The 24,782-nt window shown below is 70.8% G+C and carries 25 protein-coding genes, 1 tRNA gene and 1 pseudogene; 19 read left to right on the top strand and 8 right to left on the bottom strand.

What is annotated here, in order from left to right; translation table 11 throughout:
- Positions 1-58: 58 nt before the first annotated feature.
- Genes HEQ75_RS19520 through HEQ75_RS19480 form a run of 9 tightly spaced genes read left to right on the top strand, consistent with a single transcriptional unit; the run spans position 59 to position 7,622 of the window.
- Entirely contained in the window at positions 59-1,861 is a 1,803-nt protein-coding gene (locus HEQ75_RS19520; protein ID WP_168033797.1) for an acetolactate synthase 3 large subunit, read from the top strand.
- Positions 1,862-1,912: 51 nt separating this feature from the next.
- The gene (gene ilvN, locus HEQ75_RS19515) at positions 1,913-2,434 is read left to right on the top strand and encodes an acetolactate synthase small subunit (protein WP_168033796.1); all 522 of its coding nucleotides are present in this window, start codon (positions 1,913-1,915) and stop codon (positions 2,432-2,434) included.
- Positions 2,435-2,489: 55 nt separating this feature from the next.
- Positions 2,490-3,521, top strand: a complete 1,032-nt coding sequence (locus HEQ75_RS19510; RefSeq protein ID WP_168033795.1) for a zinc-binding metallopeptidase family protein — start codon at positions 2,490-2,492, stop codon at positions 3,519-3,521.
- A gap of 36 nt (positions 3,522-3,557) precedes the next feature.
- Positions 3,558-4,574, top strand: a complete 1,017-nt coding sequence (gene ilvC / locus HEQ75_RS19505) for a ketol-acid reductoisomerase (protein WP_168033794.1) — start codon at positions 3,558-3,560, stop codon at positions 4,572-4,574.
- Positions 4,574-5,068: a GNAT family N-acetyltransferase gene (locus HEQ75_RS19500; protein WP_168033793.1), complete on the top strand. Its 495-nt coding sequence runs from the start codon at positions 4,574-4,576 to the stop codon at positions 5,066-5,068. Before ilvC ends, HEQ75_RS19500 begins: the two co-directional genes overlap by 1 nt.
- Positions 5,065-5,661 (top strand): Asp/Glu racemase, encoded by a 597-nt coding sequence (locus HEQ75_RS19495; RefSeq protein ID WP_168033792.1) that lies wholly within the window; start codon positions 5,065-5,067, stop codon positions 5,659-5,661. Before HEQ75_RS19500 ends, HEQ75_RS19495 begins: the two co-directional genes overlap by 4 nt.
- A 43-nt stretch (positions 5,662-5,704) precedes the next feature.
- Positions 5,705-6,337 (top strand): SOUL family heme-binding protein, encoded by a 633-nt coding sequence (locus HEQ75_RS19490; protein ID WP_168033791.1) that lies wholly within the window; start codon positions 5,705-5,707, stop codon positions 6,335-6,337.
- A gap of 32 nt (positions 6,338-6,369) precedes the next feature.
- Positions 6,370-7,299 (top strand): allantoinase PuuE, encoded by a 930-nt coding sequence (gene puuE, locus HEQ75_RS19485; RefSeq protein ID WP_168033790.1) that lies wholly within the window; start codon positions 6,370-6,372, stop codon positions 7,297-7,299.
- Positions 7,296-7,622, top strand: coding sequence for a hypothetical protein (locus tag HEQ75_RS19480; RefSeq protein WP_168033789.1), 327 nt, complete (start codon positions 7,296-7,298; stop codon positions 7,620-7,622). Before puuE ends, HEQ75_RS19480 begins: the two co-directional genes overlap by 4 nt.
- Positions 7,623-7,625: 3 nt before the next feature.
- On the opposite strand, the gene HEQ75_RS19475 is transcribed toward HEQ75_RS19480, so the two are convergent.
- The gene (locus HEQ75_RS19475) at positions 7,626-8,600 is read right to left on the bottom strand and encodes an NAD(P)-dependent oxidoreductase (protein ID WP_168033788.1); all 975 of its coding nucleotides are present in this window, start codon (positions 8,598-8,600) and stop codon (positions 7,626-7,628) included.
- Between the two features lie 298 nt (positions 8,601-8,898).
- Here HEQ75_RS19475 and HEQ75_RS19470 point away from each other — a divergent pair, with 298 nt between their 5' ends.
- Entirely contained in the window at positions 8,899-10,503 is a 1,605-nt protein-coding gene (locus HEQ75_RS19470; protein ID WP_168033787.1) for a 2-isopropylmalate synthase, read from the top strand.
- Here HEQ75_RS19470 and HEQ75_RS19465 read toward each other — a convergent pair.
- The 4 genes from HEQ75_RS19465 to HEQ75_RS19450 all read right to left on the bottom strand — a co-directional run bounded on the left by HEQ75_RS19465 (position 10,436) and on the right by HEQ75_RS19450 (position 13,636).
- Positions 10,436-12,094: a sensor histidine kinase gene (locus HEQ75_RS19465; RefSeq protein WP_168033786.1), complete on the bottom strand. Its 1,659-nt coding sequence runs from the start codon at positions 12,092-12,094 to the stop codon at positions 10,436-10,438. The two genes, HEQ75_RS19470 and HEQ75_RS19465, sit on opposite strands and share 68 nt — an antisense overlap.
- Before the next feature lie 42 nt (positions 12,095-12,136).
- Positions 12,137-12,334: a hypothetical protein gene (locus HEQ75_RS19460; protein ID WP_168033824.1), complete on the bottom strand. Its 198-nt coding sequence runs from the start codon at positions 12,332-12,334 to the stop codon at positions 12,137-12,139.
- Between the two features lie 63 nt (positions 12,335-12,397).
- Entirely contained in the window at positions 12,398-13,039 is a 642-nt protein-coding gene (locus HEQ75_RS19455; protein ID WP_168033785.1) for a sigma-70 family RNA polymerase sigma factor, read from the bottom strand.
- Positions 13,040-13,105: 66 nt separating this feature from the next.
- Positions 13,106-13,636, bottom strand: a complete 531-nt coding sequence (locus tag HEQ75_RS19450; protein WP_328734451.1) for an RNA polymerase sigma factor — start codon at positions 13,634-13,636, stop codon at positions 13,106-13,108.
- A 68-nt stretch (positions 13,637-13,704) separates the two neighbouring features.
- Between HEQ75_RS19450 and HEQ75_RS19445 the strand changes: the two genes are divergently transcribed.
- The 3 genes from HEQ75_RS19445 (at position 13,705) to HEQ75_RS19435 (ending at position 16,754) form a co-directional block, all read left to right on the top strand.
- Positions 13,705-14,463, top strand: a complete 759-nt coding sequence (locus tag HEQ75_RS19445) for a PhyR family response regulator anti-anti-sigma factor (RefSeq protein WP_168033784.1) — start codon at positions 13,705-13,707, stop codon at positions 14,461-14,463.
- An 82-nt stretch (positions 14,464-14,545) separates the two neighbouring features.
- Entirely contained in the window at positions 14,546-14,710 is a 165-nt protein-coding gene (locus HEQ75_RS19440; RefSeq protein ID WP_168033783.1) for a DUF1328 domain-containing protein, read from the top strand.
- Between the two features lie 202 nt (positions 14,711-14,912).
- A complete protein-coding gene (locus HEQ75_RS19435) occupies positions 14,913-16,754 on the top strand; it encodes an ABC transporter ATP-binding protein/permease (RefSeq protein ID WP_168033782.1) in 1,842 nt (613 codons plus the stop codon).
- A gap of 7 nt (positions 16,755-16,761) precedes the next feature.
- On the opposite strand, the gene HEQ75_RS19430 is transcribed toward HEQ75_RS19435, so the two are convergent.
- Entirely contained in the window at positions 16,762-17,439 is a 678-nt protein-coding gene (locus HEQ75_RS19430) for a hypothetical protein (RefSeq protein WP_168033781.1), read from the bottom strand.
- A gap of 113 nt (positions 17,440-17,552) precedes the next feature.
- A complete protein-coding gene (locus HEQ75_RS19425) occupies positions 17,553-17,786 on the bottom strand; it encodes a YMGG-like glycine zipper-containing protein (protein WP_168033780.1) in 234 nt (77 codons plus the stop codon).
- Positions 17,787-18,075: 289 nt separating this feature from the next.
- Between HEQ75_RS19425 and HEQ75_RS19420 the strand changes: the two genes are divergently transcribed.
- From HEQ75_RS19420 to HEQ75_RS19395, 6 genes are all read left to right on the top strand, one after another.
- Positions 18,076-19,119 carry a rod shape-determining protein gene (locus HEQ75_RS19420; protein ID WP_168033779.1) on the top strand — a complete coding sequence of 348 codons (1,044 nt, stop codon included), beginning with the start codon at positions 18,076-18,078 and terminating at the stop codon, positions 19,117-19,119.
- Between the two features lie 136 nt (positions 19,120-19,255).
- A complete protein-coding gene (gene mreC, locus HEQ75_RS19415) occupies positions 19,256-20,119 on the top strand; it encodes a rod shape-determining protein MreC (protein ID WP_168033778.1) in 864 nt (287 codons plus the stop codon).
- A gap of 17 nt (positions 20,120-20,136) precedes the next feature.
- The gene (locus HEQ75_RS19410; protein ID WP_168033777.1) at positions 20,137-20,670 is read left to right on the top strand and encodes a rod shape-determining protein MreD; all 534 of its coding nucleotides are present in this window, start codon (positions 20,137-20,139) and stop codon (positions 20,668-20,670) included.
- Positions 20,671-20,965: 295 nt separating this feature from the next.
- Positions 20,966-22,855: a penicillin-binding protein 2 gene (gene mrdA, locus HEQ75_RS19405; protein WP_168033776.1), complete on the top strand. Its 1,890-nt coding sequence runs from the start codon at positions 20,966-20,968 to the stop codon at positions 22,853-22,855.
- On the top strand, positions 22,852-24,003 hold the full coding sequence (rodA, locus tag HEQ75_RS19400) for a rod shape-determining protein RodA (RefSeq protein ID WP_168033775.1): 1,152 nt from the start codon (positions 22,852-22,854) through the stop codon (positions 24,001-24,003). The genes mrdA and rodA overlap by 4 nt, the downstream gene beginning before the upstream one ends.
- 110 nt (positions 24,004-24,113) lie before the next feature.
- A tRNA-Lys gene (locus tag HEQ75_RS19395) sits at positions 24,114-24,189 on the top strand.
- Between the two features lie 215 nt (positions 24,190-24,404).
- On the opposite strand, the pseudogene HEQ75_RS19390 reads toward HEQ75_RS19395, so the two are convergent.
- Positions 24,405-24,680, bottom strand: a pseudogene (locus HEQ75_RS19390) (transposase); the annotation flags it as partial.
- Positions 24,681-24,782: the final 102 nt, after the last annotated feature.

The following is a 24,782-nucleotide window of genomic DNA, read 5'->3' as shown; positions in this document are numbered from 1 at the left end:
CTGCCCGCCGCCGCTTGGCTGCGGGCCAATGCCAGACCGCAGGAAAGCCCCAACCCCCATGTCCGCAACCAGCCCGCACGCCGCGACCCAGCCCCTGACGATGTCGGGCGCCGAGGTCGTACTCCGTGCGCTGAAGGACCAGGGGGTCGAGGTCATCTTCGGCTATCCCGGCGGCGCCGTGCTGCCGATCTACGACGCGATCTTCCAGCAGAACGCCATCCGCCATATCCTGGTGCGGCACGAGCAGGCCGCGGTGCATGCGGCGGAAGGCTATGCGCGCTCCACCGGCAAGGTGGGCTGCGTGCTGGTCACCTCCGGCCCCGGCGCCACCAATGCCGTCACCGGGCTGCTGGATGCGCTGATGGACAGCATCCCGCTGGTCTGCCTGACCGGCCAGGTGCCCACCCACCTGATCGGCAACGACGCCTTCCAGGAAGCCGACACCACCGGCATCACCCGGCCCGCCACCAAGCACAACTACCTGGTCAAGCGGTCCGAGGACGTGGCCCGCGTGGTGCACGAGGCCTTCCACGTCGCCCGCAGCGGCCGCCCCGGCCCGGTGGTGATCGACCTGCCGAAGGACATCCTGATCAACAAGGCCCCTTACGTGGAGGCGCCGCCGGCCACCCAGCCGCATCGCTCCTACCGCCCCGTGACGGCGCCCGACATGGCCCAGGTGCGCAAGGCGGTGGCGCTGCTGAAGCAGGCGGAGCGGCCGGTGATCTATGCCGGCGGCGGCGTGATCAATTCCGGGCCGGAAGCGTCGCGCCTGCTGGGCGAATTCGCGCACCTCACCGGCTTTCCGGTGACCAACACGCTGATGGGCCTGGGTGCCTTCCCGTCGCAGGATCCGCAATTCCTCGGCATGCTCGGCATGCACGGCACCTACGAGGCGAACCTCGTGATGCATGGCTGCGACGTCATGCTGAACATGGGCGCGCGCTTCGACGACCGGGTGACGGGCAAGCTTTCCCACTTCGCGCCGAATGCGAAGAAGATCCACGCCGATATCGACCCCTCCTCGATCAACAAGAACGTCAAGGTGGACGTGCCGATCGTCGGCGATGCCGGGCAGATCCTGGCGGCCATGATCCAGGTCTGGAAGGAAGACAGCCAGCCGCCGATGCGGGAGGCCCTGGCCGCCTGGTGGCGCCAGATCGACCTGTGGCGGGCCAAGGATTGCCTCCAATACGTCCAGCAGGGAAAAATCATCAAGCCGCAGCATGCGGTGAAGCGGCTGTACGAGATCACCCGCGAATCGGGGCGGGAGACCTACATCACGACCGAGGTCGGCCAGCACCAGATGTGGGCCGCCCAGTATTTCGGCTTCGAAAAGCCGAACCGCTGGATGACCTCGGGCGGCCTCGGCACCATGGGCTACGGCCTGCCGGCGGCGATGGGCGTGCAGATCGCCCACCCCGACGCGCTGGTGATCGACATCGCCGGCGAGGCCAGCATCCTGATGAACATCCAGGAAATGGCGACGCTGTGCCAGTACCGCCTGCCGGTGAAGGTGTTCATCCTGAACAACGAATACATGGGCATGGTGCGGCAGTGGCAGGAGCTGCTGCATGGCGGCCGCTACTCCGAAAGCTATTCCGCCGCGCTGCCGGATTTCGTGAAGCTGGCCGAGAGCTTCCACGGCGTCGGCCTGCGGGCGACGGAGGAAAGCCAGCTGGATGACGTGATCCGGGAAATGCTGGCCACGGACCGCCCGGTCATCGCCGATATCTGCGTGGCAAAGGACGAGAACTGCTTCCCGATGATCCCCTCGGGCGCTGCGCACAACGAGATGATCCTCGGCCCGGGGCAGGAAGGGGGCGTCGCGGGCGTCACGGATGAGGGCAAGGTCCTCGTCTGAACCGCCGGCCGCCGCCTGATCTTTTCCTCCTGCCCAAAGTGCTGAACAACCATGGCTGACGATCCGGGACAGTTTCGCTCCGCAACCATTGCGGTGCTGGTGGAGAACGAGGCCGGCGTGCTCGCGCGCGTCATCGGCCTGTTCTCTGGCCGCGGCTACAACATCGAGAGCCTGACGGTGGCCCCGGTCGATGCCGACCGCCGCCTGTCGCGCATCACCATCGTCACCTCGGGCACCGAGATGGTGATCGAGCAGATCAAGGCGCAGCTCGACCGGCTGGTGCCGGTGCACAAGGTCTCCGACCTCTCGCTCGCCGGGCCGCACCTCGTGCGCGAACTGGCGCTGATCAAGGTGGTGGGGCTGGGCGACCACCGGGTGGAGGCGCTGCGCCTTGCGGATGCCTTCCGCGCCCGGGTGGTGGATGCCACCACGGAAAGCTTCGTCTTCGAGATGACCGGCACGGCGGAGAAGATCGACGCCTTCTGCGACCTGATGCGGCCGATCGGCCTGGCCGAGGTCAGCCGGACGGGGGCGGTGGCGATCGTGCGGGGCAGGTCCGCGCTCACGGTCTGAAACCTTGCCGGCCCCACTACCGTTCGCTGGGCGAACCGTCGCCGGAGCCCGTGCCATGCGCCTTTTCGCCTGCCAGAAATGCGGCAACCTGCTGCACTTCGAAAACACCGTCTGTGAACGCTGCGGATCCTCGCTCGGCTTCCTGCCGGAAGCCGGGCGGCTTTCCGCCTTCACGCCGGATGGCTTGGCGATGCTGGACGGCAAGCCGAGGAAGGCCTGCCTCAACGTGGCGGAGGACGCCTGCAACTGGTTCCTGCCGGAGGCGGAGGCGGAAAATTTCTGCCCCGCCTGCCGCTTGAACGCCGTGGTGCCGGATCTCTCGGTGGCGGGGAACCTGCCGCTGTGGCGGCGGATGGAAGCGGCCAAGCGCCGGTTGATCTACACGCTGGACCGGCTGCGCCTGCCGCACCAGGCCAGCGCGCTGCGGTTTTCCTTCCTGGCCGACCTGGACGGCGAGCCGCCGACCATGACGGGGCATGAGGACGGCCACATCACCATCGCCCTGGCCGAAGCCGACGATGCGGAGCGCGAGGCGCGGCGCACCCGGCTGAACGAGCCCTTCCGCACCCTGCTTGGCCATATGCGGCACGAGGTGGGGCATTGGTACTTCATCGTGCTGGTGCAGGAGGCCGGCCGCACCGCGGAATTCCGTGCCCTGTTCGGCGACGAAAGCACGGACTACGCGGCGGCGCTCCAGGCGCATTATGCGAAGCCGCCGAATGACGACTGGCGTGGCAACCACATCTCGGCCTATGCCGCGGCGCATCCGCATGAGGATTGGGCGGAATGCTTCGCCCATTACCTGCACATGGTGGACAGCCTGGAGATGGCGGCCAGCTTCGGCCTCAGCATCAGCCCGGTGCTGGACCGCCATGGCGTGCTGGAGACGGAGCTGGATTTCAGCCCCTACCGCGCCGGCATGGAGGCGATCCTCCAGGCCTGGACTCCGCTGACCATTGCCATGAACGCGATGAACCGCTGCATGGGCACGCCGGACCTCTACCCCTTCGTGCTCAGCGCGCCGGTGGCGCGCAAGCTTGGTTTCATCCACGAAGTGGTGCATCACCGCCCCGATACGGGGCACTAACGCCCCCAACCGGGGCAACCGAAGGAAGCTGCGACGATGCGTGTGTATTATGACCGCGATGCGGATGTGAACCTGATCAAGGCGAAGAAGGTCGCGGTCATCGGCTTCGGCAGCCAGGGCCACGCCCATGCCCAGAACATGCGCGACAGCGGCGTGGCCGATGTGGTGATCGGCGCCCGCCAGGGCGGCTCCTGGAAGAAGGCGGAAGCCGCCGGCTTCAAGGTGATGACGCCTGCGGACGCGGCGAAGTGGGCCGATGTGGTCATGGTGCTGACCCCGGACGAGCTGCAGGGCGACCTGTACCGCGACCACCTGGACGCCAACATGAAGCCGGGCGCGGCGCTGGCCTTCGCGCATGGCCTGAACGTGCATTTCAACCTGCTCGACCCGCGCGCCGACATCGACGTGTTCATGATCGCGCCGAAGGGCCCCGGCCACACCGTGCGCGGCGAATACCAGAAGGGCGGCGGCGTGCCCTGCCTGGTGGCGGTGCACCAGAACCCCTCGGGCAATGCGCTGGAGATCGCGCTCTCCTATGCCTCTGCGATCGGCGGCGGCCGCTCGGGCGTGATCGAGACGACCTTCAAGGAGGAATGCGAGACAGACCTGTTCGGCGAGCAGGTGGTGCTCTGCGGCGGCCTTGTCGAGCTCATCAAGGCGGGCTTCGAGACGCTGTGCGAGGCCGGCTACGCCCCCGAGATGGCGTATTTCGAGTGCCTGCACGAGGTGAAGCTGATCGTCGACCTGATCTATGAGGGCGGCATCGCCAACATGAACTACTCGATCAGCAACACGGCCGAGTACGGCGAATACGTCACCGGCCCGCGCATCATCACCCCCGCCACGAAGGAGGAGATGAAGCGCGTGCTGAACGACATCCAGTCCGGCAGGTTCGCCCGCGACTGGATGCTGGAGAACAAGGTGAACCAGGCCTCCTTCAAGGCCACCCGCCGCCGCCTGGCCGAACACCCGATCGAGGAAGTGGGCGAGAAGCTGCGCGCCATGATGCCCTGGATCAAGACCAACCAGCTGGTCGACAAGGCGAAGAACTGATGCCCGCGGCCTCCTTCGCCATCAGGCCGGCGGAGGAGGCCGACCGGCCCGTGCTGCTGCAGAACGTGCTGGCGGCGAACCGCTTCGAGGATGCCATCGCCGGCAACCGCGCGACGGGTGCCGCCGATGCCGCCGCAACCCTGGACGAGGTTCTGGCGAGGGTCGCGGAAAGCGGCGGGCTGGCGCTGGTGACCACGGCGGGCGAGGCGGTGATCGGCCATCTCTTCCTGACCTACGAAACTGCGCCCGCCTATATCCGCGCCGATCGGCGCCGCCATGCCTATGTCGCCGACGCCTTCGTGCAGGAGGCCTGGCGCGGGCAGGGCGCCTTCCGGGCCATGCTCGCCATGGCCGAGGACCATGCCCGGCAGGCGGGCATCCGCGACCTGCTGATCGGCGTGCTCAGCGGCAATGACCGTGCCGAGCGCATCTACCGCCAGGCCGGCTTCCGACCCTATTCGATGGAGCTGATGCGGGAGATCCCGCCGAAATGACCCGCCGCATCGCCTGCCTGCACACCGCGGCCAGCAACATCGCCCTCTTCGACGCCGCCTGCCCGCCGGGTGTGGCGCTGACCCATGCCGTGCGGGCCGACCTGCTGGCCGAGGCGGAGGCCTTGGGCGGGCTGACCGATGCCATCGCCGTCCGTACCGCCGAAGCGGTCGAGGCGCTCGCCGCCCCCGGCATCGAGGCCGTCCTGCTCACCTGCTCCACCCTCGGCCCGGCCCTGGCCCAGGCCCGCGCCGCCATTCCCCTGCTGCGCGCCGATGCCGCCCTGGCCGAGGCGGCGCGGCGCGGCGGCGGCCGCGTGGTCGCGCTCTGCGCCGTCGAGACCACGCTGGCGCCCACCGCCGCGCTGTTCGGCGCCGCCTGCGAAACCCGCCTGGTGCCCGGCGCCTGGGCCGCCTTCCGGGCCGGCGATGCGGCCGGCTATGCCCGGATGGTGGCCGCCGCCGCCGACGCGGCCTTCGCCGAGGGCGCGGATTGCGTGGCCCTCGCCCAGGCCAGCATGGCCCCTGCCGCCGCGCTCTGCCGGCGCGGCCCGCCGCTGACCAGCCCGGCCGCCAGCCTCGCCGCGCTTGTGTGAGGCGCGCGTCGCGCCACATGCCGGGCGCAGCCCGGAGCATCCCATGCGCAACCGTCTTCTCGCCGGCGCCTCGGCGTTGCTTCTCGGCGCCTGTTCGGTGGTGGGCGTGAGGTCCGGCACCGAGGAGCCGCGCTTCGAACTGCTGGCACAGCCCAATGGCTTGGAGATCCGCCGATACGCGCCCCGACTGGCGGCGGAGACGGAGGTGGCGGCGGATGAGGCCGCCAGCCGCGAGCAGGGTTTTCGCCTCCTCGCCGGCTACATCTTTGGCGGCAATCGCGGCAGCGCGCGGATCGCCATGACGGCGCCGGTGGCGCAGGAGCCGGTGCGGATCGCGATGACCGCGCCCGTCGCGCAATCCGCCACCGCGGCTGGCCACCGCATCCGCTTCTTCCTGCCCGCCGCGCTGCGCGACCCGCCGGTGCCGAACGACCCGCAGGTGCGCGTGGTTGAAGTCCCGGCCGAGACCTATGCCGTGCTGCGCTTCACCGGCAGCACCAGCCCGCAATCGGTCGCCGATGCCCAGGCGCGGCTGCGCGCCGCGCTGGGCGATACCGCCTGGCTGGCCGCGGGCCCCGCCACCGCCTGGTTCTACGACCCGCCCTGGACCATCCCGGCGCTGCGCCGGAACGAGGTGGCGCTGCCCGTCACACGTCGTCGCACCACAACCCCTTGACCATGCTGCGCTGCACAGCCGACTTTACGCCCATGACCAAGCTCGCCGCCGACACCGACTACCCCCGCGACTTTGCCGGCTACGGCGCCAACCCGCCTGACCCGCGCTGGCCGGGCGGCGCCAAGCTCGCCCTGTCCTTCGTGCTGAACTACGAGGAGGGCGGCGAGAATACCGTGCTGAACGGCGATGCCGGCAGCGAGCTGTACCTGCACGAAGTCCCCGGCGGCTCGCCCATCCTCGGCGAGCGCAACCGCACGGTGGAAAGCCAGTTCGACTACGGCGCCCGGGCGGGCGTGTGGCGCGTGCTGCGGCTGTTCGCGGAACAGGGCCTGCCGCTGACCGTCTATGGCGTCGGCCGGGCGCTGGAGCTGAACCCGGACGTCGCGCGCGCCTTCGCCGCCGCGGGGCATGAGGTGGCCAGCCATGCCTGGCGCTGGATCGACTACCACAGGATGGACGAGGCGACGGAAGCCGCCGAGATCGCCCGCTGCGTCGAGACCATCACCCGCCTGACGGGCACGCCGCCGGTCGGCTGGTACACCGGGCGGATCAGCCCGCGCACCCGCACGCTGGTCGCCCGCCATGGCGGCTTCCTCTACGACAGCGACGCCTATGACGACGACCTGCCGCACTATGTGCAGGCGGCGGGCCGGCCGCACCTCGTCATCCCCTACACGCTCGACAACAACGACATGAAGTTCGCCGTGCCGCCGGGTTTTGCGGGGCCGGATGGCTTCGAGCGGCACCTGACCGATGCCTTCGACCTGCTGCTGGCCGAAGGCCGGGCGGGGCAGCCGAAGATGATGTCGGTGGGGCTGCATTGCCGGATCGTCGGCCGCCCCGGCCGCGCCGCCGCGCTGCGCCGCTTCCTGGCGCATGTGGCGAAGCACCGGGACGAGGTGTGGGTGACGCGCCGCGCCGATATCGCGCGGCATTGGTGGCAGGAACACAAGCCGGCATGAGAATCACCCTCCTGGCCTGCCTGCTGCTGGCCGCCGGCTGCGCCAACGACCCGCAGCCCGCGCCGCCCAGCGCGGACCGCGCCCTGCCGCCGCCCGCCCTGTCCGAAGGCCCCGCCGGCGCGCGCTGCGCCGACCATGCGGCCGCGCTGCCTGCCCTGATCGGCCGGCCGGAGGCAGCGGTCCGCGCGGCGCTCGCTGCCATGCCCGGCATCCGCAGCATCCGCCTGCTGGCCCCGGACCAGCCGGCCACCCGGGATTTCCGGGCCGACCGGGTGGGCGGCGTGGTGCGGGAGGGGGTGGTGGAGAGCCTCGCCTGCGGGTGACGCTCAGCCCGCCTGCAGGATCTCCGGGTTCACCATCATCGCGGGATCGGCCTTCCCGTCCAGCACATCCAGGATGTTCTGGGCGGAGATGCGGGCCATGCGGTTCATGCCTTCCTCGGTGCTCGCCGCCGAATGCGGGCTGATCACCACATTGGGCAGGGTCAGCAGCGGGTTGCCGGGGGTGGCGGGCTCCACCTCCAGCACATCGAGGCCGGCGCCCATCAGGTGGCCGGAGCGCAGCGCGGCGACCAGCGCCTCCTGGCTCACCACCGGGCCGCGGGCGGTGTTCACCAGGATGGCGCCGGGCTTCATCGCCGCGAAGGCGGCCGGGTTCATCAGGTGGTGCGTGGCGGGGGAGAGGGGGCAGTGCAGCGTCACCACATCCGCCTCGCCGAGCGCCGCATGCAGGTCGCGTGCAGGGCGAAAACCGTCGGCGGCGATGCGGTGCGGGGAGAAGCCGGGGTCCAGCACCGCCACATCCATGCGGAAGGCCTTCAGATACTGCGCGACGCGGGTGCCGATGCGGCCATAGCCCACCACCAGGGCCCGCTTGCCGGCCAGGTCCACCATCCGCAGCCCGCCCGGCGGCCACCAGCCGCCGCCGGCCACATGGTTGTGGATATCCACCGCCCGCCGCGCCACCGTCAGCAGCAGCATCATGGCGTGCTCGGCCACCGAGAGGTCGTTCGACCCGTTGGCCACCATCACCGCCACGCCGCGCTCCGAACAGGCCGGCACATCCACCGTGTCGTAGCCGACCCCGATGCGGGAGACGACGCGCAGCTGCTTCGCGGCGGCCAGCGCCGCGCGGTCCATCTTCTCCAGCCAGCACAGCGTGCCGTGCGCATCCGCAATCGCCGCGTGCCATTGGGCCGGGGCGGGATTGTCCAGCACCACCAGGTCCAGTTCCGGCCGCGCGGCGAACACCGCCATCCCGGCCTCCGGCAGCCTGCGGCCGAGCACCACCTTGAACGCCATCCTGCTTGTTTCCCCCTTGGAGGGCGCCATGCTGGCAAGCCCGCGCGCATTGCGCCAGCGCTTGCGCCCCGCGCCGCACCCGGCTAGCGTTGCCTCAGCCATGACGCCCCGCGCTGCCCGTATCGAGCTGACCGCCGCCCTCCGGGCCGGTCTGCTGCCGCGCGCGCTGCTTCTCCTTCGACTTAGCCACCCCTGGGCGTAAGCTCCGGCTGGTAACGGCTGGTATCGCTCAGGGGACCCTGGGGGCAGGTCTGCCCTCGCGCATGGCATGACGAATCAGAAAGCAAGGAACGCCCCCATGGCCATCACCCACCCCTCCTTCGGGGTCATGGACCCCGACCGCGTCATCGTCTTCGACACCACGCTGCGTGACGGCGAGCAATCCCCCGGCTTCTCCATGAATCTGGAGGAGAAGCTGCGCATGGCCGAGGCCCTGGCGGAGCTCGGCGCCGATGTGCTGGAAGCCGGCTTCCCCATCGCCAGCCCCGGCGACTTCGAAAGCGTGCAATCCATCGCCCGCCGCTTCGCCAAGGATGGCCCGGTGGTCTGCGGCCTGGCGCGCACGGCACCGGCGGATATCCAGAAGGCGGCGGAAGCCATCAAGGATGCCGCGCGCGGCCGCATCCACACTTTCGTCTCCACCAGCCCGCTGCACATGCGGGTGAAGCTGCGGATGGAGCCGGAGACGGTGCTGGACCTGGTCACCGCCTCCGTCACCATGGCGCGCAACGCCACCGACGACGTGGAATGGTCCGCCGAGGACGGCACGCGGACGGAGATGGATTTCCTCTGCCGCTGCGTCGAGGCCGCGATTAAGGCCGGCGCCACCACCATCAACATCCCCGACACGGTCGGCTACGCGGTGCCGGAGGACATGTTCCGCATTTTCTCGACCGTGCGCGAAAGGGTGCCAGGGGCGGATCGCGTGGTGCTGTCCACCCACAACCACAATGACCTGGGTCTGGCGGTAGCGAACACCATCGCCGCCATCCGCGCCGGCGCGCGCCAGGTGGAATGCACCATCAACGGCATCGGCGAGCGCGCCGGCAATGCGAGCCTGGAGGAGATCGCCATGGCGCTGCGCACGCGCCATGACGCGATCCCGGTCAGCAACGGCGTGCAGACGAAGCATATCCTGCGCACTTCCCGCCTGCTGGCCACCATCACCGGCTTCGACGTGCAGCCCAACAAGGCGATCGTCGGCCGCAATGCCTTCGCCCATGAATCCGGCATCCACCAGGACGGCATGCTGAAGGATTCCTCGACCTACGAGATCATGACCCCCGAGAGCGTCGGCTGGACGAAGTCCTCCCTCGTGCTGGGCAAGCACTCCGGCCGCGCCGCCTTCAAGGACAAGCTGAAGGCGCTGGGCTACGAGGTCGGCGACAACGCCATGAACGACGCCTTCAAGCGCTTCAAGGATTTGGCCGACCGCAAGAAGGTTGTCTACGACGAGGACATCGTGGCGCTGGTGGATGACGAGGTCGTCCGCGCCAATGACCGCATCAAGCTGGTTGGCCTGTCCGTCTCCACCGGCATGCACACCCGCCCCATCGCCTCCATCGCGCTGGAAGTGGATGGCGAGCAGCGCGAAGGGGTGGCCGGCGGCGATGGCGGCGTGGACGCCACCTTCGCGGCGCTGCGGGTCGCCTTCCCGCATGAGGTCAACCTGAAGCTCTATGCCGTGCAATCCGTCACCGGCGGCACCGACGCCCAGGCCCGCGTCACCGTGCGGCTGGAGGAGGAGGGCAAGCTGGTGGACGGGCAGGGGGCGGATACGGACACCATCGTCGCCTCCGCGCGGGCCTATGTGCACGCGCTGAACAAGCTGCTGGTCAAGCGGGCGCGGACGGCCCCGGCCGGGCTGGATCAGGGCGCGCTGGCCTCGACGACGGCGGCCTGACGGAAGGCGGCGGGCGGGGGGTGGGGGCGCGCAGCGGGAAATCCAGCGCCAGCCCCGCCTCCTCCCGCTTCAACTCGGCGCCGAGCTGCCGGGCCAGGCCGCGCAGCAGCAGGGCGCGCAGCTGGTCGTCCGGCCGCGGCACCACGCCGTCATCCTCGATCGCCAGGCTGGCACGGCGCTCATCCGCCGTGACGGTGATGCGGATGCGGCCGCCATGGCCGGGCGGGAAACCCTGTTTCAGCGCGGCGGCCACCGCTTCCGTGATGATCAGCGCCAGCGGCACCGCCTGGTCGGAGGAGATGCGCAGCGCCGGCGCGGCGACATCCAGCGCGATGCGCCGGCCGGGCTTGTCGCCGATGGCGGCGAAAAGCTGCACGCCCAGCTCCTCGATGAAGGCGCCGAGGTCGATCGCTTCCGGGTCGTGATGCGCATACATGTGGCGGTGCAGGGTGGCGAGCGCGCCGATGCGGTCGCGCGCCGCCTCGAACTCCGTCCGCGCCTGGCCATCCGTCACCCGCTGCGCCTGCAGGGCCAGCAGGCTGCTGACGATCTGCAGGTTGTTCTTCACCCGGTGGTGGACCTCCGCCGCCAGGATCTCGGACCGCTCGATCGCCGCCTGCAGGTCGCGCTCCCGCGCCGCGAGCGCGGTGGCGCCGGCGCGGAAGCTTTCGGCCAGTTCACGGATTTCGTCCGGCATGCCGTCGACTCCCGGCACCTCGAAGGTGCCGCCGCCGCCGCGCCAGGCGGCCACGGCGCGGCGAAGCTGCGACAGGGGGCGGGTCACGGCGTAGTTGGCGCCGAGCACCACGGCCAGGATGGAAAGGCCGAGCAGCGCGCCCACCTCGCCGAGCCGCTGGGTCGCGATCATCATCGCCGTGGCGCGCATGGGCGCGGCGGGCCGCGCCACCACCAGGAAGGCCTGGGCGGAAAGCCGGCCGCGCGCGGCCACCAGCGGCACCTCGCCCAGCGTGATGCGCGTGGCGCCGGTGGCGGCGATCTGCGGCGGGGCGGGGCCGTAGTCGGCGGTCTGCGGGCCGATCGGCCAGCTTCGCGCTTCGCCATCCACCAGCCAGGCCAGCAGCCCGGCGGGCAATGGCGGCGGCGCGACGCGGGCCACCAGCAGGCGGCCGGCGCCGGGGAGGGCGCGCAGCACGGCGATGGTGCCGGTGCCCTGCGTCAGGATCAGTGAAGGGCCGGCAGGGTCCAGCGCGGGCCGGACCATGGCCGCCGGCGTGCCGGCCAAGCCTTCCGCCGGTGCCGGGCACTCCACGTCCAGCACCACGCCCACGGGCGTCAACCCGCGCAGCCGGTCGCCGCAGCCGGTCCAGCCTTCCGGCCAGGTGGCCGCCACGCCGCGCAGGGCCCCATCCGCCGCGGCGATGCGCGTGGAGAGCGAGGCCACCACCAGATCGCGCTCCAGAACCAGGTCGCGTTCCGCCTGCCGAAGCGACCCGCGGTAGCCGGCATAGGCCCCGGCCAGCACCAGGACCACCACCGGGAAGGCGGCGATCAGCAGCAGGCAGATCAGCCGGCCACGCAGGCTGGCCTGGGGCCGGGGCAGTCTCCAGCGCCGCGTGGACCCGTCCTGCATCAAGGGGTCATGCCACGCGGCGAGACATCCGGGCGCTTGCTTTCACTTGCCTCGCCGGGTCCTGTCTTCCTCGATCAGGCGCATCAATTCGGGCGGAATCGGCTCGGCGGCGACATTGTCGTAGAGCTGGTGCAGCCCGCGCTGCAGCCACAGGTCGAAGGCGTCCTCGCCCGCGCGCCCGCCCTTGCGCTTCTGGGGCTTGCCGGGGGGCGCGGGCTTGCTGCTGTCGCTGCTGTCCATGTCCATCGCCGATGCGGGCGCCGTACTCGAACCATATCCGGCACGACACCCGGCCACTTCGACTTAAGGCAGCAGATGGTGTTCGCCAACCCCTGAGCGCAGCGTCCCGCGCCCCTCCGGCTTCGCACTGTTGCGCAGGGCGCCGCGGGCGCCCTGGCCACGACCCTGGCCGGCCCGCTGCTCCGGCGTCGTCGCCTCGCTCGATTCCTCGCCCGTCAGCCAGGTCTGCAGCTGACGGCGGGCGCGGAAGACCCGGCTTTTCGCGGTGCCCACGGCGCAGCCCGTCGCCTCCGCCACATCCTCGTAGGACATGCCCTGCAGCACCACCATGAACAGGGCTTCCCGCTGGTCGGCCGGCAGGCGGTTCACCGCCTGGCCCAGCTCCTTGAGTATCAGCCGGTCCTCATGCGTCGCGCCCACGGCAAAGGCGCCCGCCGGCACATCCTCGATATCCGTCGTCTCGCGCTGCTTGCGCAGGGTGCTGATGAAGCGGTTGCGCAGGATGCGATGCATCCAGGCGGCGAAATTGGTGCCCGGGGTGAAGCTGTTCTGCGCCGCCAGCGCATTGGCCACGGCATCCTGCACCAGGTCGTCGGCGGCGGCGCGGTTGCGGGTCAGCGCCAGAGCCTGCACCCGCAGCCGCGGCAGCAGGGCGATCACCTGGTCGTGGAAGGCCTTCGCGTCGCTCGTCGTCTGGTTCGGCATGTCACGCTCCGTCATCCTATGCCAACTGAATGAACGGCCCGCCGAGGAGGTTGCATCGCGCTTCCGTTACCCGTTCACAGGGGCGAGAGCCTGCGCCAGCGCCCGCCGGGCGCGGGACAGCCGGGCCTTCATGGTGCCCACCGGCACGCCGCAGATCGCGGCCGCCGCCTCATGGCTCAGCCCGCGCGCGGCGACCAGCATCAGCGCTTCCCGCATCGAGGGCGGCAGCCCGGCCACGGCGCGGGCCAGATCGCGCACCGCATGCGCGCTTTCCTGGTCGGAGACGAGGCTGGCCTCGGCCTCCGGCGGGTTCGCCTCGCGCTCGTCGCGTTCGCGGCGGGCGCGGCGCCAGCCCTCGCGGAAGGTGTTGCGCAGGATGGTCAGCGCCCAGGGGCGCAGCGCCGCCCGCGGGTCATGCGCCAGCTCCGGCGGCGGCACGAAGCCGGGAAGGCCGCGCAGCATGCGCAGCACGGTTTCCTGCACCAGGTCATCGGCTTCCGGTCGCGAGGGTGCCAGCAGGCGGGCGGCGGCGCGCAGATCCGGCAACAACTGCGCGATCAGGGCGCGCGAAGCGCCGAGGCTGTCTTGTTCGTCCACGCGCCCATGCATATCAAGATGCGGAGCCATGCGGCAGCGCGCGCCGGAATTTGGGAGATGACAAGCCGATGATCGAGATCGATCGCGCGGCGCTGATCGGGGCGCTGCCTTACGGGCGCCGCTTCGCCCGCGCGCTCACCGGCTCCCAGGCCGGCGGCGATGCGCTGGTGGGCCAGGCGCTGCGCGGCGAGATCGCCGTGCCCGCCGGCATCACGGACCCCGCGCTCGGCGGAAGGCTGGCGCTCTATGCGGCCATCTGTGGCATCGCCACCATCCAGGCGGAGGAGGATGCGGCGGTCAGCGGGCTGAACCGCACCCAGCGCATGCTGCTGCTGCTGACCTCGCTGGAGGAGCTGGAGATGGAACAGGCGGCGGCAGCGCTGGGCCTGCCCGCCGACCAGGCCGCCCGGCATGTGGAGGCGGCGCGCAGCCATCTGCGGGCCGGGGCGGTCGCCCGCGTGCTGATCATCGAGGATGAGCCGATCATCGCACTCGATCTGCAGCAACTGGTCGAGGCCGCGGGGCATGAGGTGGTGGGCATCGCCGCCTCGGAAGACGAGGCGGTCGCGATCGCGGGGGCGGAACGGCCTTCGCTGGTGCTGGCGGATGTGAATCTCGGCGCCGGGGGCGACGGAACCTCCGCCGTCGCGCGTATCCTGCAGCATCACAGCGCGCCGGTGATCTTCGTCACCGCCTATCCCGAGCGCCTGCTGACCGGGCGGGATCTGGAGCCCGCCTTCATCATCACCAAGCCCTTCGAGCCGACCACCCTGGCCATCGCCACCTACCAGGCGGTGACCCGCGGCGTGCACCTCGACCCGGTCTGAACGCCGCGGCGATCCGGCCGTGCCGGAACCGTAAAGGGCAGGCCTGCGTTCACCCCGGCGGAGACACTCGCCGGAGATTGCCATGCTCTACTGGACCCTGATCTTCCTCGTCATCGCCCTGGTGGCCGGGCTGTTCGGCTTCGGCGGGATCGCCTCGGCCTCCGCCGGCATCGCCCAGATCCTGTTCGGCATCTTCATCATTCTGTTCCTGCTGAGCCTGCTGGTCGGCGCCTTCCGGCGATCCTGAACGGCTCTGACGCGGCGCAGCCGAGGCCCGAGCCGCCGATGGTCCTTCCGCCGCGCATGGCGACGGCGGCAGCCGGCCGGCCGCGGATCGCTTGATGGACCGCTTCGACTGGCGGCCGGGCGGCGGTGCGGAGGCGCTGCGCCCTTTCGAGCCCCCCAACCCAGCGGCGGCGCCCGAGGCGCCCTGCCAACGCTGAGCCGCCATGCCCGACCCGAATCCTGCGGCCATCGACCTGCCGCCGCAGGAGGGCCTGATGCGGCGCTTCTGGCGCCTGGCCCGCGGCTACTATTCCTCGCCCGGCGACCGCCGGCAGGCCTGGCTGCTGACCGCGGCGGTGGTCGGCCTCACCCTGTTCCAGATCGGCGTCACGGTGCGCTTCAACCTGTGGAACCGGGACTTCTTCAACGCTCTGGAGAACCGCAACGCCCCGGCCTTCTACGGCCAGATGTGGATGTTCGGCCTGCTGCTGGTGCTGGCCATGGTGGCGGCGGTGGGGCAGCTCTGGGCGCGCCAGGCGCTGATGCTGGGCTGGCGGCGCTGGCTGGTGCACCGGCTGCAGCGGCGCTGGCTGGAAGGCGGGCGCCACTACCAGCTCAACTTCCTGCCCGGCGCGGCGGACAACCCGGACCAGCGGATCAGCGAGAACACCCGCTGGGCGACGGCGATGGCGGTGGACCTGGCGATCGGGCTGCTCGGCTCGATCCTGACCCTGGTCAGCTTCCTCGGCATCCTGTGGTCGCTCTCCGGCCCGCTGCACATGTCCTTCGGCGCCGATGAATTCGACATCCCGGGCTACATGGTCTGGGCCGCTCTGCTCTACGCCATGATCGGCTCCGGCCTGACCATGCTGATCGGCGGGCCGATGGTGGCGATCAACATCCGTCGCAACGAGGCCGAGAGCGACCACCGCTTCGCGCTGATCCGCATGCGCGAGAACAGCGAGGGCATCGCCCTGATCCGCGGCGAGCCGGACGAGGAGCGCGGCCTGCAGGCCGCCTTCGGCCGCGTGGTGTCCGTGATGAAGGCGCTGTACGGGCGGGAGCGGGCGCTGATGTGGCTGACCTCGGCCTATGGCATGGCGGCCAGCATCATCCCCATCCTGGTGGCGAGCCCGCGCTATTTCGCCGGCGCCATCACCCTCGGCGTGCTGATGCAGATCAGTTCCGCCTTCCTGGAGGTGACGCGGGCGCTGGCCTGGTTCGTGGACAATTTCCCCCGCCTCGCCGATTGGCGCAGCCATGTGGAGCGCGTGGTGGATCTGGAGGACACCTTCGACACCGCGGAAGCGATGGCCGGCGAGGCGCGCATCGACATCGTCGAGGCGCCACCGGGCGAGACGCCCGCCGTGCTGGCCTTCCGCGACCTGCAGGTGGCGCATTCCGACGGCAATGTGGTGATCCAGGGGGCCAATGCCGAAATCCGCGCCGCGGAGAAGGTGCTGATCGTCGGCGAGAGCGGCACCGGCAAATCCACCCTGTTCCGCGCCATCGCCGGGCTGTGGCCCTGGGGCGCCGGGCAGATCCGCATCCCGCCGCGCGACCAGATGCAGTTCATGCCGCAGCGGCCCTACATGCCGCTCGGCATGCTGCGCGCCGCGCTGACCTATCCCTCCGCCCCGCAGCACTTCACGGAGACGGAGCAGGTCGCCGCCCTGCAGCGCTGCGGCCTGCCCCATCTGGTGGCGCGGCTGGAGGAGGAGGAGCGTTGGGACCGCGTGTTGTCGCTGGGCGAACAGCAGCGCCTGGCCTTTGCGCGCCTGCTGTTGCACCGGCCACGCTGGGTGTTCCTGGACGAGGCGACGGCGGCGCTGGATGAGGAGAACCAGGACCAGATGATGCGCCTGTTCCGCGAGGAACTGGCCGGGAGCGCGTTGATTTCCATCGGCCATCGGCCGGGGCTCGACGTCTATCACGACCGCACGCTGCAATTGCTGCGGGCGCCGGATGGGGCGCGGTTGCAGGTGCGGCGCAAGCCGCGGCAGAAGGGTGAACCGCTGGTGGCCAGCAGCCGCGCGGCGCTGCGGCGGATGCTGCGGCGAAGCTGAAGGCGGGTCAGCTTCGGATGGTGGCCGGCGGCATGGGGGGAACCCCCGCGAGATGCCGCTGCACCAGCGCCAGGATCCCGCCCATGGCCCGCTGCGCCCTTTCATGCTCGCCGGCCGGCGTGCCGAAGGTGGCGCGCAGCTTCAGCAGGCTGCCCTCCAGGGCGGTGACGCAGGTGAAGTCGTGCACGGCGCTGTCGCCGCGGGGGTAGCTGTCCTGGCTGCACAGCACCACGGGCCATGGCGGGCGCGTCTGGATGCGCACCAGCCGGGAGCTCTCCCGCGGCCCGAACACCCCGGCGGCCTGGCTGCGCGCCGCCGAGCTGGCGCCCATCAACTCCGACAGCACGGGCAGGGAATCCGCCCCCGCCGGCACCGGCTCCGCGCTGCGCCGGAACAGGTAGATGGTGATGGCGAAGCCGCCACCGCGATAGACGGCGATGCCGCCGCTCAGCACATTCGGCGTGCGGTCCTCCTCCAGCGAGATGCGGGGGACCTGGCCCAGCGCCATGGGCAGGGAGTCGAGCCGGGCACGCTCGGGGCTGCTCGCGGCCCGCGCCGCGGCTTCAGTCGCGTCCTTCGCCAGGCCGCGATCGCCCGGCGCGGGCGCGATGTCGGCGGTCGGCCCCGCCGGCACGGCGCAGCCGGCGAGGCAAAGCAGGCCGGCCCACAGGATGGCGTGACGCACCGCGTTGCTCCGCTCCGGGGCGGGCAAGCTGCCCTGGCCGCCGCGGTGCCGTCAATCGACCGCCGCCGGCACGGTCCCCGGCGGGCCGGGGCCGTGCCGTCTGCGACGCGCGCTCAGCGCCAGGCGGGGCGGCCCAGATCCACCGTGCCGGGGTTGGTCAGCGCGCCACCGGCGGCACCCGCGGCGCCGCCGATCAGCGCGCCGGTGCCGGCACTGCCCGACAGCGAGCCGATCGCCGCGCCGGCGCCCGCACCCAGCAGGCCGCCGGAGACGGCACGATCGCCGGTGGTCTGGCCACAGGCGGCGAGGCCGCCGGCGAGGACGATCAGCAGGGACAGCTTGCGCATCCGAAATCTCCTTCTATGCAATCCACTGCACCCGTAACGCCCACGCAGCGTCCGGGTTCTGCCGCACCATTCCAGTTTCGAGAGTTTGTGCGCCGCCGGCCCCGCCGGCCGCATCGGGGCTTGAGCCGGAGCCGGGGGAGGGCTATCGGAGGCCCCTCGCGCCACCCCGCGGACCCGTGAGCACCGGGCGGGAGCCGATCCCCCGGGCAGCGCCCGGTGGCGGCCGCCCCCTGGCCGCAACGTGCCGCCGGCCTGGCGTTTCTTCGACCATCGGAAGGTCCCGCCTCGCATGTTCTCCCGCCTGTTCGGCTTCCTCTCGGCCGACATGGCCATCGACCTCGGCACCGCGAACACGCTGGTCTATGTGAAGGGGCGGGGCATCGTGCTGAACGAGCCCTCCGTCGTCGCCATTTCCGACCATCGCGGCAAGAAGCAGGTCCTGGCGGTGGGGGAGGAGGCGAAGCTGATGCTCGGCCGCACCCCCGGCAACATCGCCGCCATCCGCCCGCTGCGCGACGGCGTGATCGCGGATTTCGAGGTGGCGGAGGAGATGATCAAGCATTTCATCCGCAAGGTGCACAACCGGCGGTCCTTCGCCTCGCCCATGATCATCGTGTGTGTCCCCTCGGGGTCGACCGCCGTGGAACGCCGCGCCATCCAGGAATCCGCGGAATCCGCGGGCGCGCGGAAGGTGCTGCTGATCGAGGAGCCGATGGCCGCCGCGATCGGCGCCGGGCTGCCGGTGACGGAGCCTTCCGGCTCGATGGTGGTGGATATCGGCGGCGGCACCACGGAAGTGGCGGTGATCTCGCTGGGCGGCATCGTCTATGCGCGCTCCGTGCGCGTCGGCGGGGACAAGATGGACGAGGCCATCATCTCCTACATCCGGCGCAACCATAACCTGCTGATCGGCGAGAGCACGGCGGAGCGGATCAAGATGGAGATCGGCGCCGCCGCGCCGCCGTGGGAGGGCGAGGAAGGCCCGATGACGGAGGTGAAGGGCCGCGACCTGATGAACGGCGTGCCGCGGGAAGTGGTGGTCAGCCAGCGGCAGATCTCCGAAAGCCTGTATGAGCCGGTGATCGCGATCGTCGAGGCGGTGCGCGTGGCGCTGGAGAACACGCCGCCGGAACTGGCCGCGGACATCGTGGACAAGGGAATCGTCCTGACCGGCGGCGGCGCGCTGCTGCACCGGCTGGACGGCGTGCTGCGCGAAGCCACCGGCCTGCCCGTTGTGGTGGCAGAGGATGCCCTGTCCTGCGTCGCCCTCGGCACCGGGCGCGCCCTTGAGGAAATGAAGCGGCTTCGCCACGTGCTGACGTCGATGTATTGAGGGAAGCCCGCCCCGTCGTCGCCGCGCCTGATTCCGGGGTCGGCAGGCCGGGGCGCAGGCGGCGGCGGGAGAGGGGCCCGGCCGGCTGCCGGGGGTTCGTGCGCCGGTTCCGCCAAGACGAAGGGGACGTGCCAGCTTGATCCGTCTCAGCATTCCGCTTCGCCAGGCGCTGGCGCGGCTGTCCCTGCCGGTGCTCATCGCCGCCGCCTTCGGCACCATGCTGCTGGGCAAGGCGGATGCGCTGCTGGCGGAACGGGCGCGCATCGCCCTGGCCGATGCCCTGGCGCCCTTCTACGCCGCCTTCGCCCAGCCGGCCCGCGCCGTGCGCGACGGGCTGGAGGATCTGCAACAGATCCTGGTGATGCGCGAGGAGAATGCCCGGCTGCGGGAGGAGAATGAGCGTCTGCGCCGCTGGCAGGCCGCCGCCCTCTCGCTGGAGGCGGAGAATGCGATGCTGCGCCGGCAGTTGGAATTCGTGCCGGAACGGGCGCCGGCCTTCTACACCGCCCGCGTGGTGGCCGATGGCGGCGGCGTCTATGCCCGGGCCGTGCTGCTGTCCATCCCGCCGGAGATGCAGGTGCGCCGCGGCCAGATCGCGCTCGATGAGCGGGGCTTCGCCGGCAGGGTGACGGAGGTGGGCAGCCGGTCCGCCCGCGTCTTGCTGGCCACCGACATGAACAGCCGCATCCCGGTGACGCTGGAAGGCAGCCGGGTCCGAGCGATGCTGGTGGGCACCAACGGCGCCCGGCCACGGCTGCAGCATTGGTCCGAAGGCACGCGGCCGGCGGAAGGCGAACGGGTGGTCACCAGCGCCGAGGGCGTCGCCTTTCCCGCCGGCCTGCCCGTGGGCGTGGTACGCTGGACCGAGGGCGGGGTGGCGGAGGTGGAATTGTTCGCGCGGACGGAACGGCTGGACGTGGTGCGGCTGTTCGATTTCGGGCTGGGCGGAATCCTGCCGCCGGAGGCGGTGGCGCGGCCAGAGCCGCGCCCCCGCCGCTGAGAACCGGAACCGGCGCGATGGTCGGACGCAAGGAGCCCTCGCCCGGCCTGCTGCGCCGCCTGGACGACATGGCCCGCGCGGCCTTCCCGGCCACCGGGACGGTGCTGCTGATGGTGCTGGCGGCGGGGCCTTCCGGCGTGCCGGCGCTGGTGCCGGCGGTGACGCTGCCCTGCGTGATCTTCTGGTCCATCTTCCGCCCCGGCGCCATGCCGCCGCCGGCGGTATTCCTGCTGGGGCTGCTGCAGGACCTGCTGACGCTGGCGGCGCTGGGCACCGGGGTGGTGACGCTGCTGGTGGCGCATGGCGTGGCGGTGGCCTGGCGGCGCTTCCTGGTGCGGCAGAGCTTCATGTTCGTCTGGCTGGCCTTCTGCGCCTTCGCCGTCGGCACCGCGGCGCTGGGCTGGGTGCTGACCGCGCTGATGGCCTGGAACCCGCCCGGCATCGCCCCGGCGCTGCACCAGGCCGGCCTGACCGCCGGCCTCTACCCCGCCTTCGCCTTCGTCCTCAGCCGCATCCACGGCGTGATGCGGCGGGCGGAGGAGACGACGTGATGATGGATGGTACGGCCTTCATGGCGGGCGAGGGCGGTGGGGTCGGGTCGATTCTGGCGCGTCCCCCCCACCCACCGTTGGACGCATGCGTCCAACCCCGCATAAGCGGGGGAGAGGGCTTTCTGGCCGGCCCGCCGCCAAGGAATGGTGCGCCGACCTGCGGCCCGCGCTCGTCAGCGGGCCGAGGCCGCGAAGGCGGCCCGCGCCCAGACCGACAGTCCCGCCAGGCGCAGCAATGCACCGGCGCGAAGCCAAGCCGGCGGAGCCGGCGCCCGGCGCCTGAGGGCCGGAAAAGATGAGCCGCAAGCAGCGGGAGGAGGAGCGGGTCCGCGGCATCTTCAGCCGCCGCGCCCTGGTGCTGGGCGCCGGGCAGATGGGGCTGCTGGGCTTCCTCGCCCACCGCCTGCACACGCTGCAGGTGGATGAGGGCGAGCGCTATGCCACGCTGGCCGAGGAAAACCGCCTTTCGGCCCGCCTGCTGGCGCCGCCGCGCGGCCGGGTGCTGGACCGCAACGGCCAGGTCATCGCCGGCAACCAGCTCAACTGGCGCGCCCTGCTGACGGCGGAACAGACTACCGATGTCGGCGCCACGCTGGAGACCTTCAGCCGGATCGTGCCCCTGACGGATGCCGAGCGCGCGCGCATCGAGCGCGACGTGCGCCGCCGCCGCCGTTTCGTGCCGGTGACGGTGCGCGACTTCCTGACCTGGGAGGAGATGGCGCGCATCGAGCTGAACGCGCCGGACCTGCCGGGCATCAGCGTCGATGTCGGCACCACGCGCATCTACCCGGAAGCCGACCACCTGGCGCATATCGTCGGCTATGTGGCGCCGCCGGCGGAGCGTGACATGGATGGTGACCCGCTGCTGGAGTTGCCCGGCATCCGCGTCGGCCGCTCCGGCATCGAGCGGCATCACGACCTGGTGCTGCGCGGCCGCGCCGGCGCGGTGCAGATGGAGGTGAACGCCGTCGGCCGCATCATCCGCGAGTTGGACCGGCGGGAGGGCGTGCAGGGCCAGGACGTGCAGCTTTCGGTCGATGCCGCGCTGACCAAGTCGCTGCGCGGCAAGATCGAGGAAGGCACCTCCGTCGTCCTGATGGATGCGCGGAACGGGGAGGTACTGGCCATGGCCACCCAGCCTTCCTTCGACCCCAACCTGTTCAATTCCGGCGTTTCCACCGCCCAGTGGCGGGAGTGGACGCGCAACCGGGCGACGCCGCTGATCAACAAGGCCACCAACGGCCTCTATGCCCCCGGCTCCACCTTCAAGATGGTGGTGGCGCTGGCGGCGCTGGAGGCGAAGGTGGTGGCGCCGGGGGAGCGCGTCTTCTGCCCCGGCCACATGGATCTGGGCGAATCCCGCTTCCATTGCTGGAACCGCGGCGGGCATGGCTCGCTGGACATGCGGACGGCCATCAAGCTGTCCTGCGACGTCTATTTCTACGAGATGGCGAAGCGGCTGGGCATCGACCGGATCGCGGCGATGGGCCGGCGCTTCGGGCTGGGCGTGCCGCTGGACATCGAGCTGCCGGGCATCCGCAACGGCCTGATGCCGACGCGCGAATGGCGCCAGGCGCAGGGCCGCGGATGGGCGCTGGGCGATACGGTGGTGCATGGCATCGGCCAGGGCTTCTACCAGCTGACCCCGCTGCAACTGGCCACCATGACGGCCCGCCTGGCCACCGGGCGGGCGGTGCAGCCGCATCTGACGCGCGGCATCGGCGGCCGGCCGGTGCGCGGCGTGCGGGCGGAGGATTGGCCGAGCCTCGGCATCCCCGAACGCGATCTGCGCCTGGTGCGGGAGGCGATGTGGGCGGTGGTGAACGAGCAAGGCGGCACCGCCCGTGTCGCCCGCCTGCCCGGGGAACTCGGCAGCATGGCCGGCAAGACCGGCACCACCCAGGTCCGCCGCGTGACGCGCGAGCAGCGGGAGCGCGGCTACCGGGTGGACCAGGTGCCGCGGGAATGGCGGCCGCATGCGCTGTTCGTCGCCTTCGCACCGATGGAGAATCCGGTTTTCGCGGTCTCGGTCATCGTCGAGCACGGCTCCAGCGGCTCGGCCGCTGCGGCGCCGCTGGCGCGGGAGGTGATGATCGAGGCCTTCCAGCACTTGCGCCCGGGGCCGGGCGGCTTCGGGACCCGGGTGGCGGAAGCGCCGCGCCCGACCGGCGGCGCCCGGCCATGAGATTCGAGCGTCGCCTGCTGCTGCGCGAACGCGGCACCGGGGTGCTGGAGAAGCTGTGGCAGATCCCCTGGGTCTTCGTGCTGCTGCTCTGTGCGGTGGGCGGCGTTGGCTATGTCGCGCTGTATTCCGCCGGCGGTGGCGCGCCCGAGCCCTATGCCGGGAAGCATGCCATCCGCTTCGGCTTCGGCCTGGTGCTGATGCTGTCCATCGCGCTGGTGGACATCCGGCTGATCGCCCGCTTCGCCTGGGTGGGCTATGCCGGCGGCATCGGATTGCTGCTGCTGGTCGCGTTCCACGGCCAGATCGGCAAGGGCGCGCAGCGCTGGATCGAGGTTGGGGGGCTGCAGCTGCAACCCTCGGAACTGATGAAGATCCTGCTGGTGGTGGCGCTGGCCTCCTGGTTCCACAAGGCGTCCTGGGAGCGGATCGGCAACCCGATCTTCCTGATTCCGCCCATCCTGGCCGTCATGCTGCCGGCGGCGCTGATCCTGAAGCAGCCCAACCTGGGCACGGCGCTGATCACCATGATGGTGGGCGGCGCGGTGTTCTTCGCGGCCGGGGTGCGGCTTTGGAAATTCGCCCTGGTGCTCGGCGCCGTCGGCCTGGCGGCGCCGATCGCCTATGAGCATCTGCACGACTACCAGCGGGCGCGTATCACCACCTTCCTGGATCCGGAAAGCGACCCGCTAGGGGCGGGCTACAACATCATCCAGTCGAAGATCGCGCTGGGGTCGGGCGGGTTGTGGGGCAAGGGCTTCCTGCAGGGCACGCAGGGCCACCTGAACTTCCTGCCGGAGAAGCAGACCGACTTCATCTTCACCATGCTGGCCGAGGAATTCGGCCTGGTGGGGGCGCTGAGCGTGCTGGGCCTGCTGGCGACGGTGATCGCCTTCGGCTTTCTGGTGGCGCTGCGCAGCCGGCACCAGTTCGGCCGGCTGCTGGCGGTGGGGCTGGCGACGAACTTCTTCATGTATGTCTTCGTGAACATCGCCATGGTGACGGGCGCCATCCCGGTGGGCGGCGTGCCGCTGCCCCTGATCAGCCATGGCGGGTCGGCGATGCTGACGGCGATGGTGGGCTTCGGGCTGCTGATGTCGGCGCATGTGCACCGCGATACGGAGCTGGTGGCACCGCGCGACCAGAGTTGAGGCGCCAGGTCTGACCCTTCGGCATGGCCGGGATGCAGGGTTTCGCCCTGTGCGGGCTGGACAAACCCGCCGCCACCCCGTAAATCGCCCGCCTCACCGCAGCGCGGTGCGGGCGCTTAGCTCAGTTGGTAGAGCAGCTGACTCTTAATCAGCGGGTCGTAGGTTCGAGCCCTACAGCGCCCACCATTGAAATACCTCAACAATTTGGCGCTCTGACAGGCCCTCCGCTGCGGTGAGAAACGTGCGGGGCTTCAATGGGGCTTCAGGTCGGGCCTGACAGGCGCCGGGGGCGCTGCGGCGACCCAATGGACGGCATGTTCCTCGCCCTTAGCAGGCAGGCCCCGCGGCGTGCCGAAGGGCTAGACTGCCGGCAGTGACGCCCGGGCCTTATACCAAGCGCACTATGTATTGACCGGTTGTGCCCACTCGAAATCGGCGAGAGATTGGATGCGGCCGGTCTCGGCGATGAGGTTGTTCCAGGCGTTGCAGCAGGCGTCCACGATCGCCCGCGTGCCGGAGAACAGCCGCCCCGACAGGTAGCGGTCGCGCAAGTATTGCCAGACCTTCTCGATGGCGTTCAGCTCGGGCGAGTAGGGCGGCAGGTGCACGAGGGTGATGTTGGGTGGCACCCTCAGGTCGTTCGCGGTGTGCCATCCGGCGTTATCGATCAGCATCGCCGTGGCCTGCTGCCGGTTCGATGGACACCGAGTTTAGCCTGAACCGGCCAAGCGCTCGAATGCCACGGGGCTGAGATAGCCGATGGCCGAGTGGCGTCGCGT

The organism is Falsiroseomonas selenitidurans (assembly GCF_012103215.1).
GTDB classification, from domain to species: Bacteria; Pseudomonadota; Alphaproteobacteria; order Acetobacterales; family Acetobacteraceae; genus Falsiroseomonas; species Falsiroseomonas selenitidurans.
This window is presented reverse-complemented; position numbering and strand designations above follow the sequence as displayed.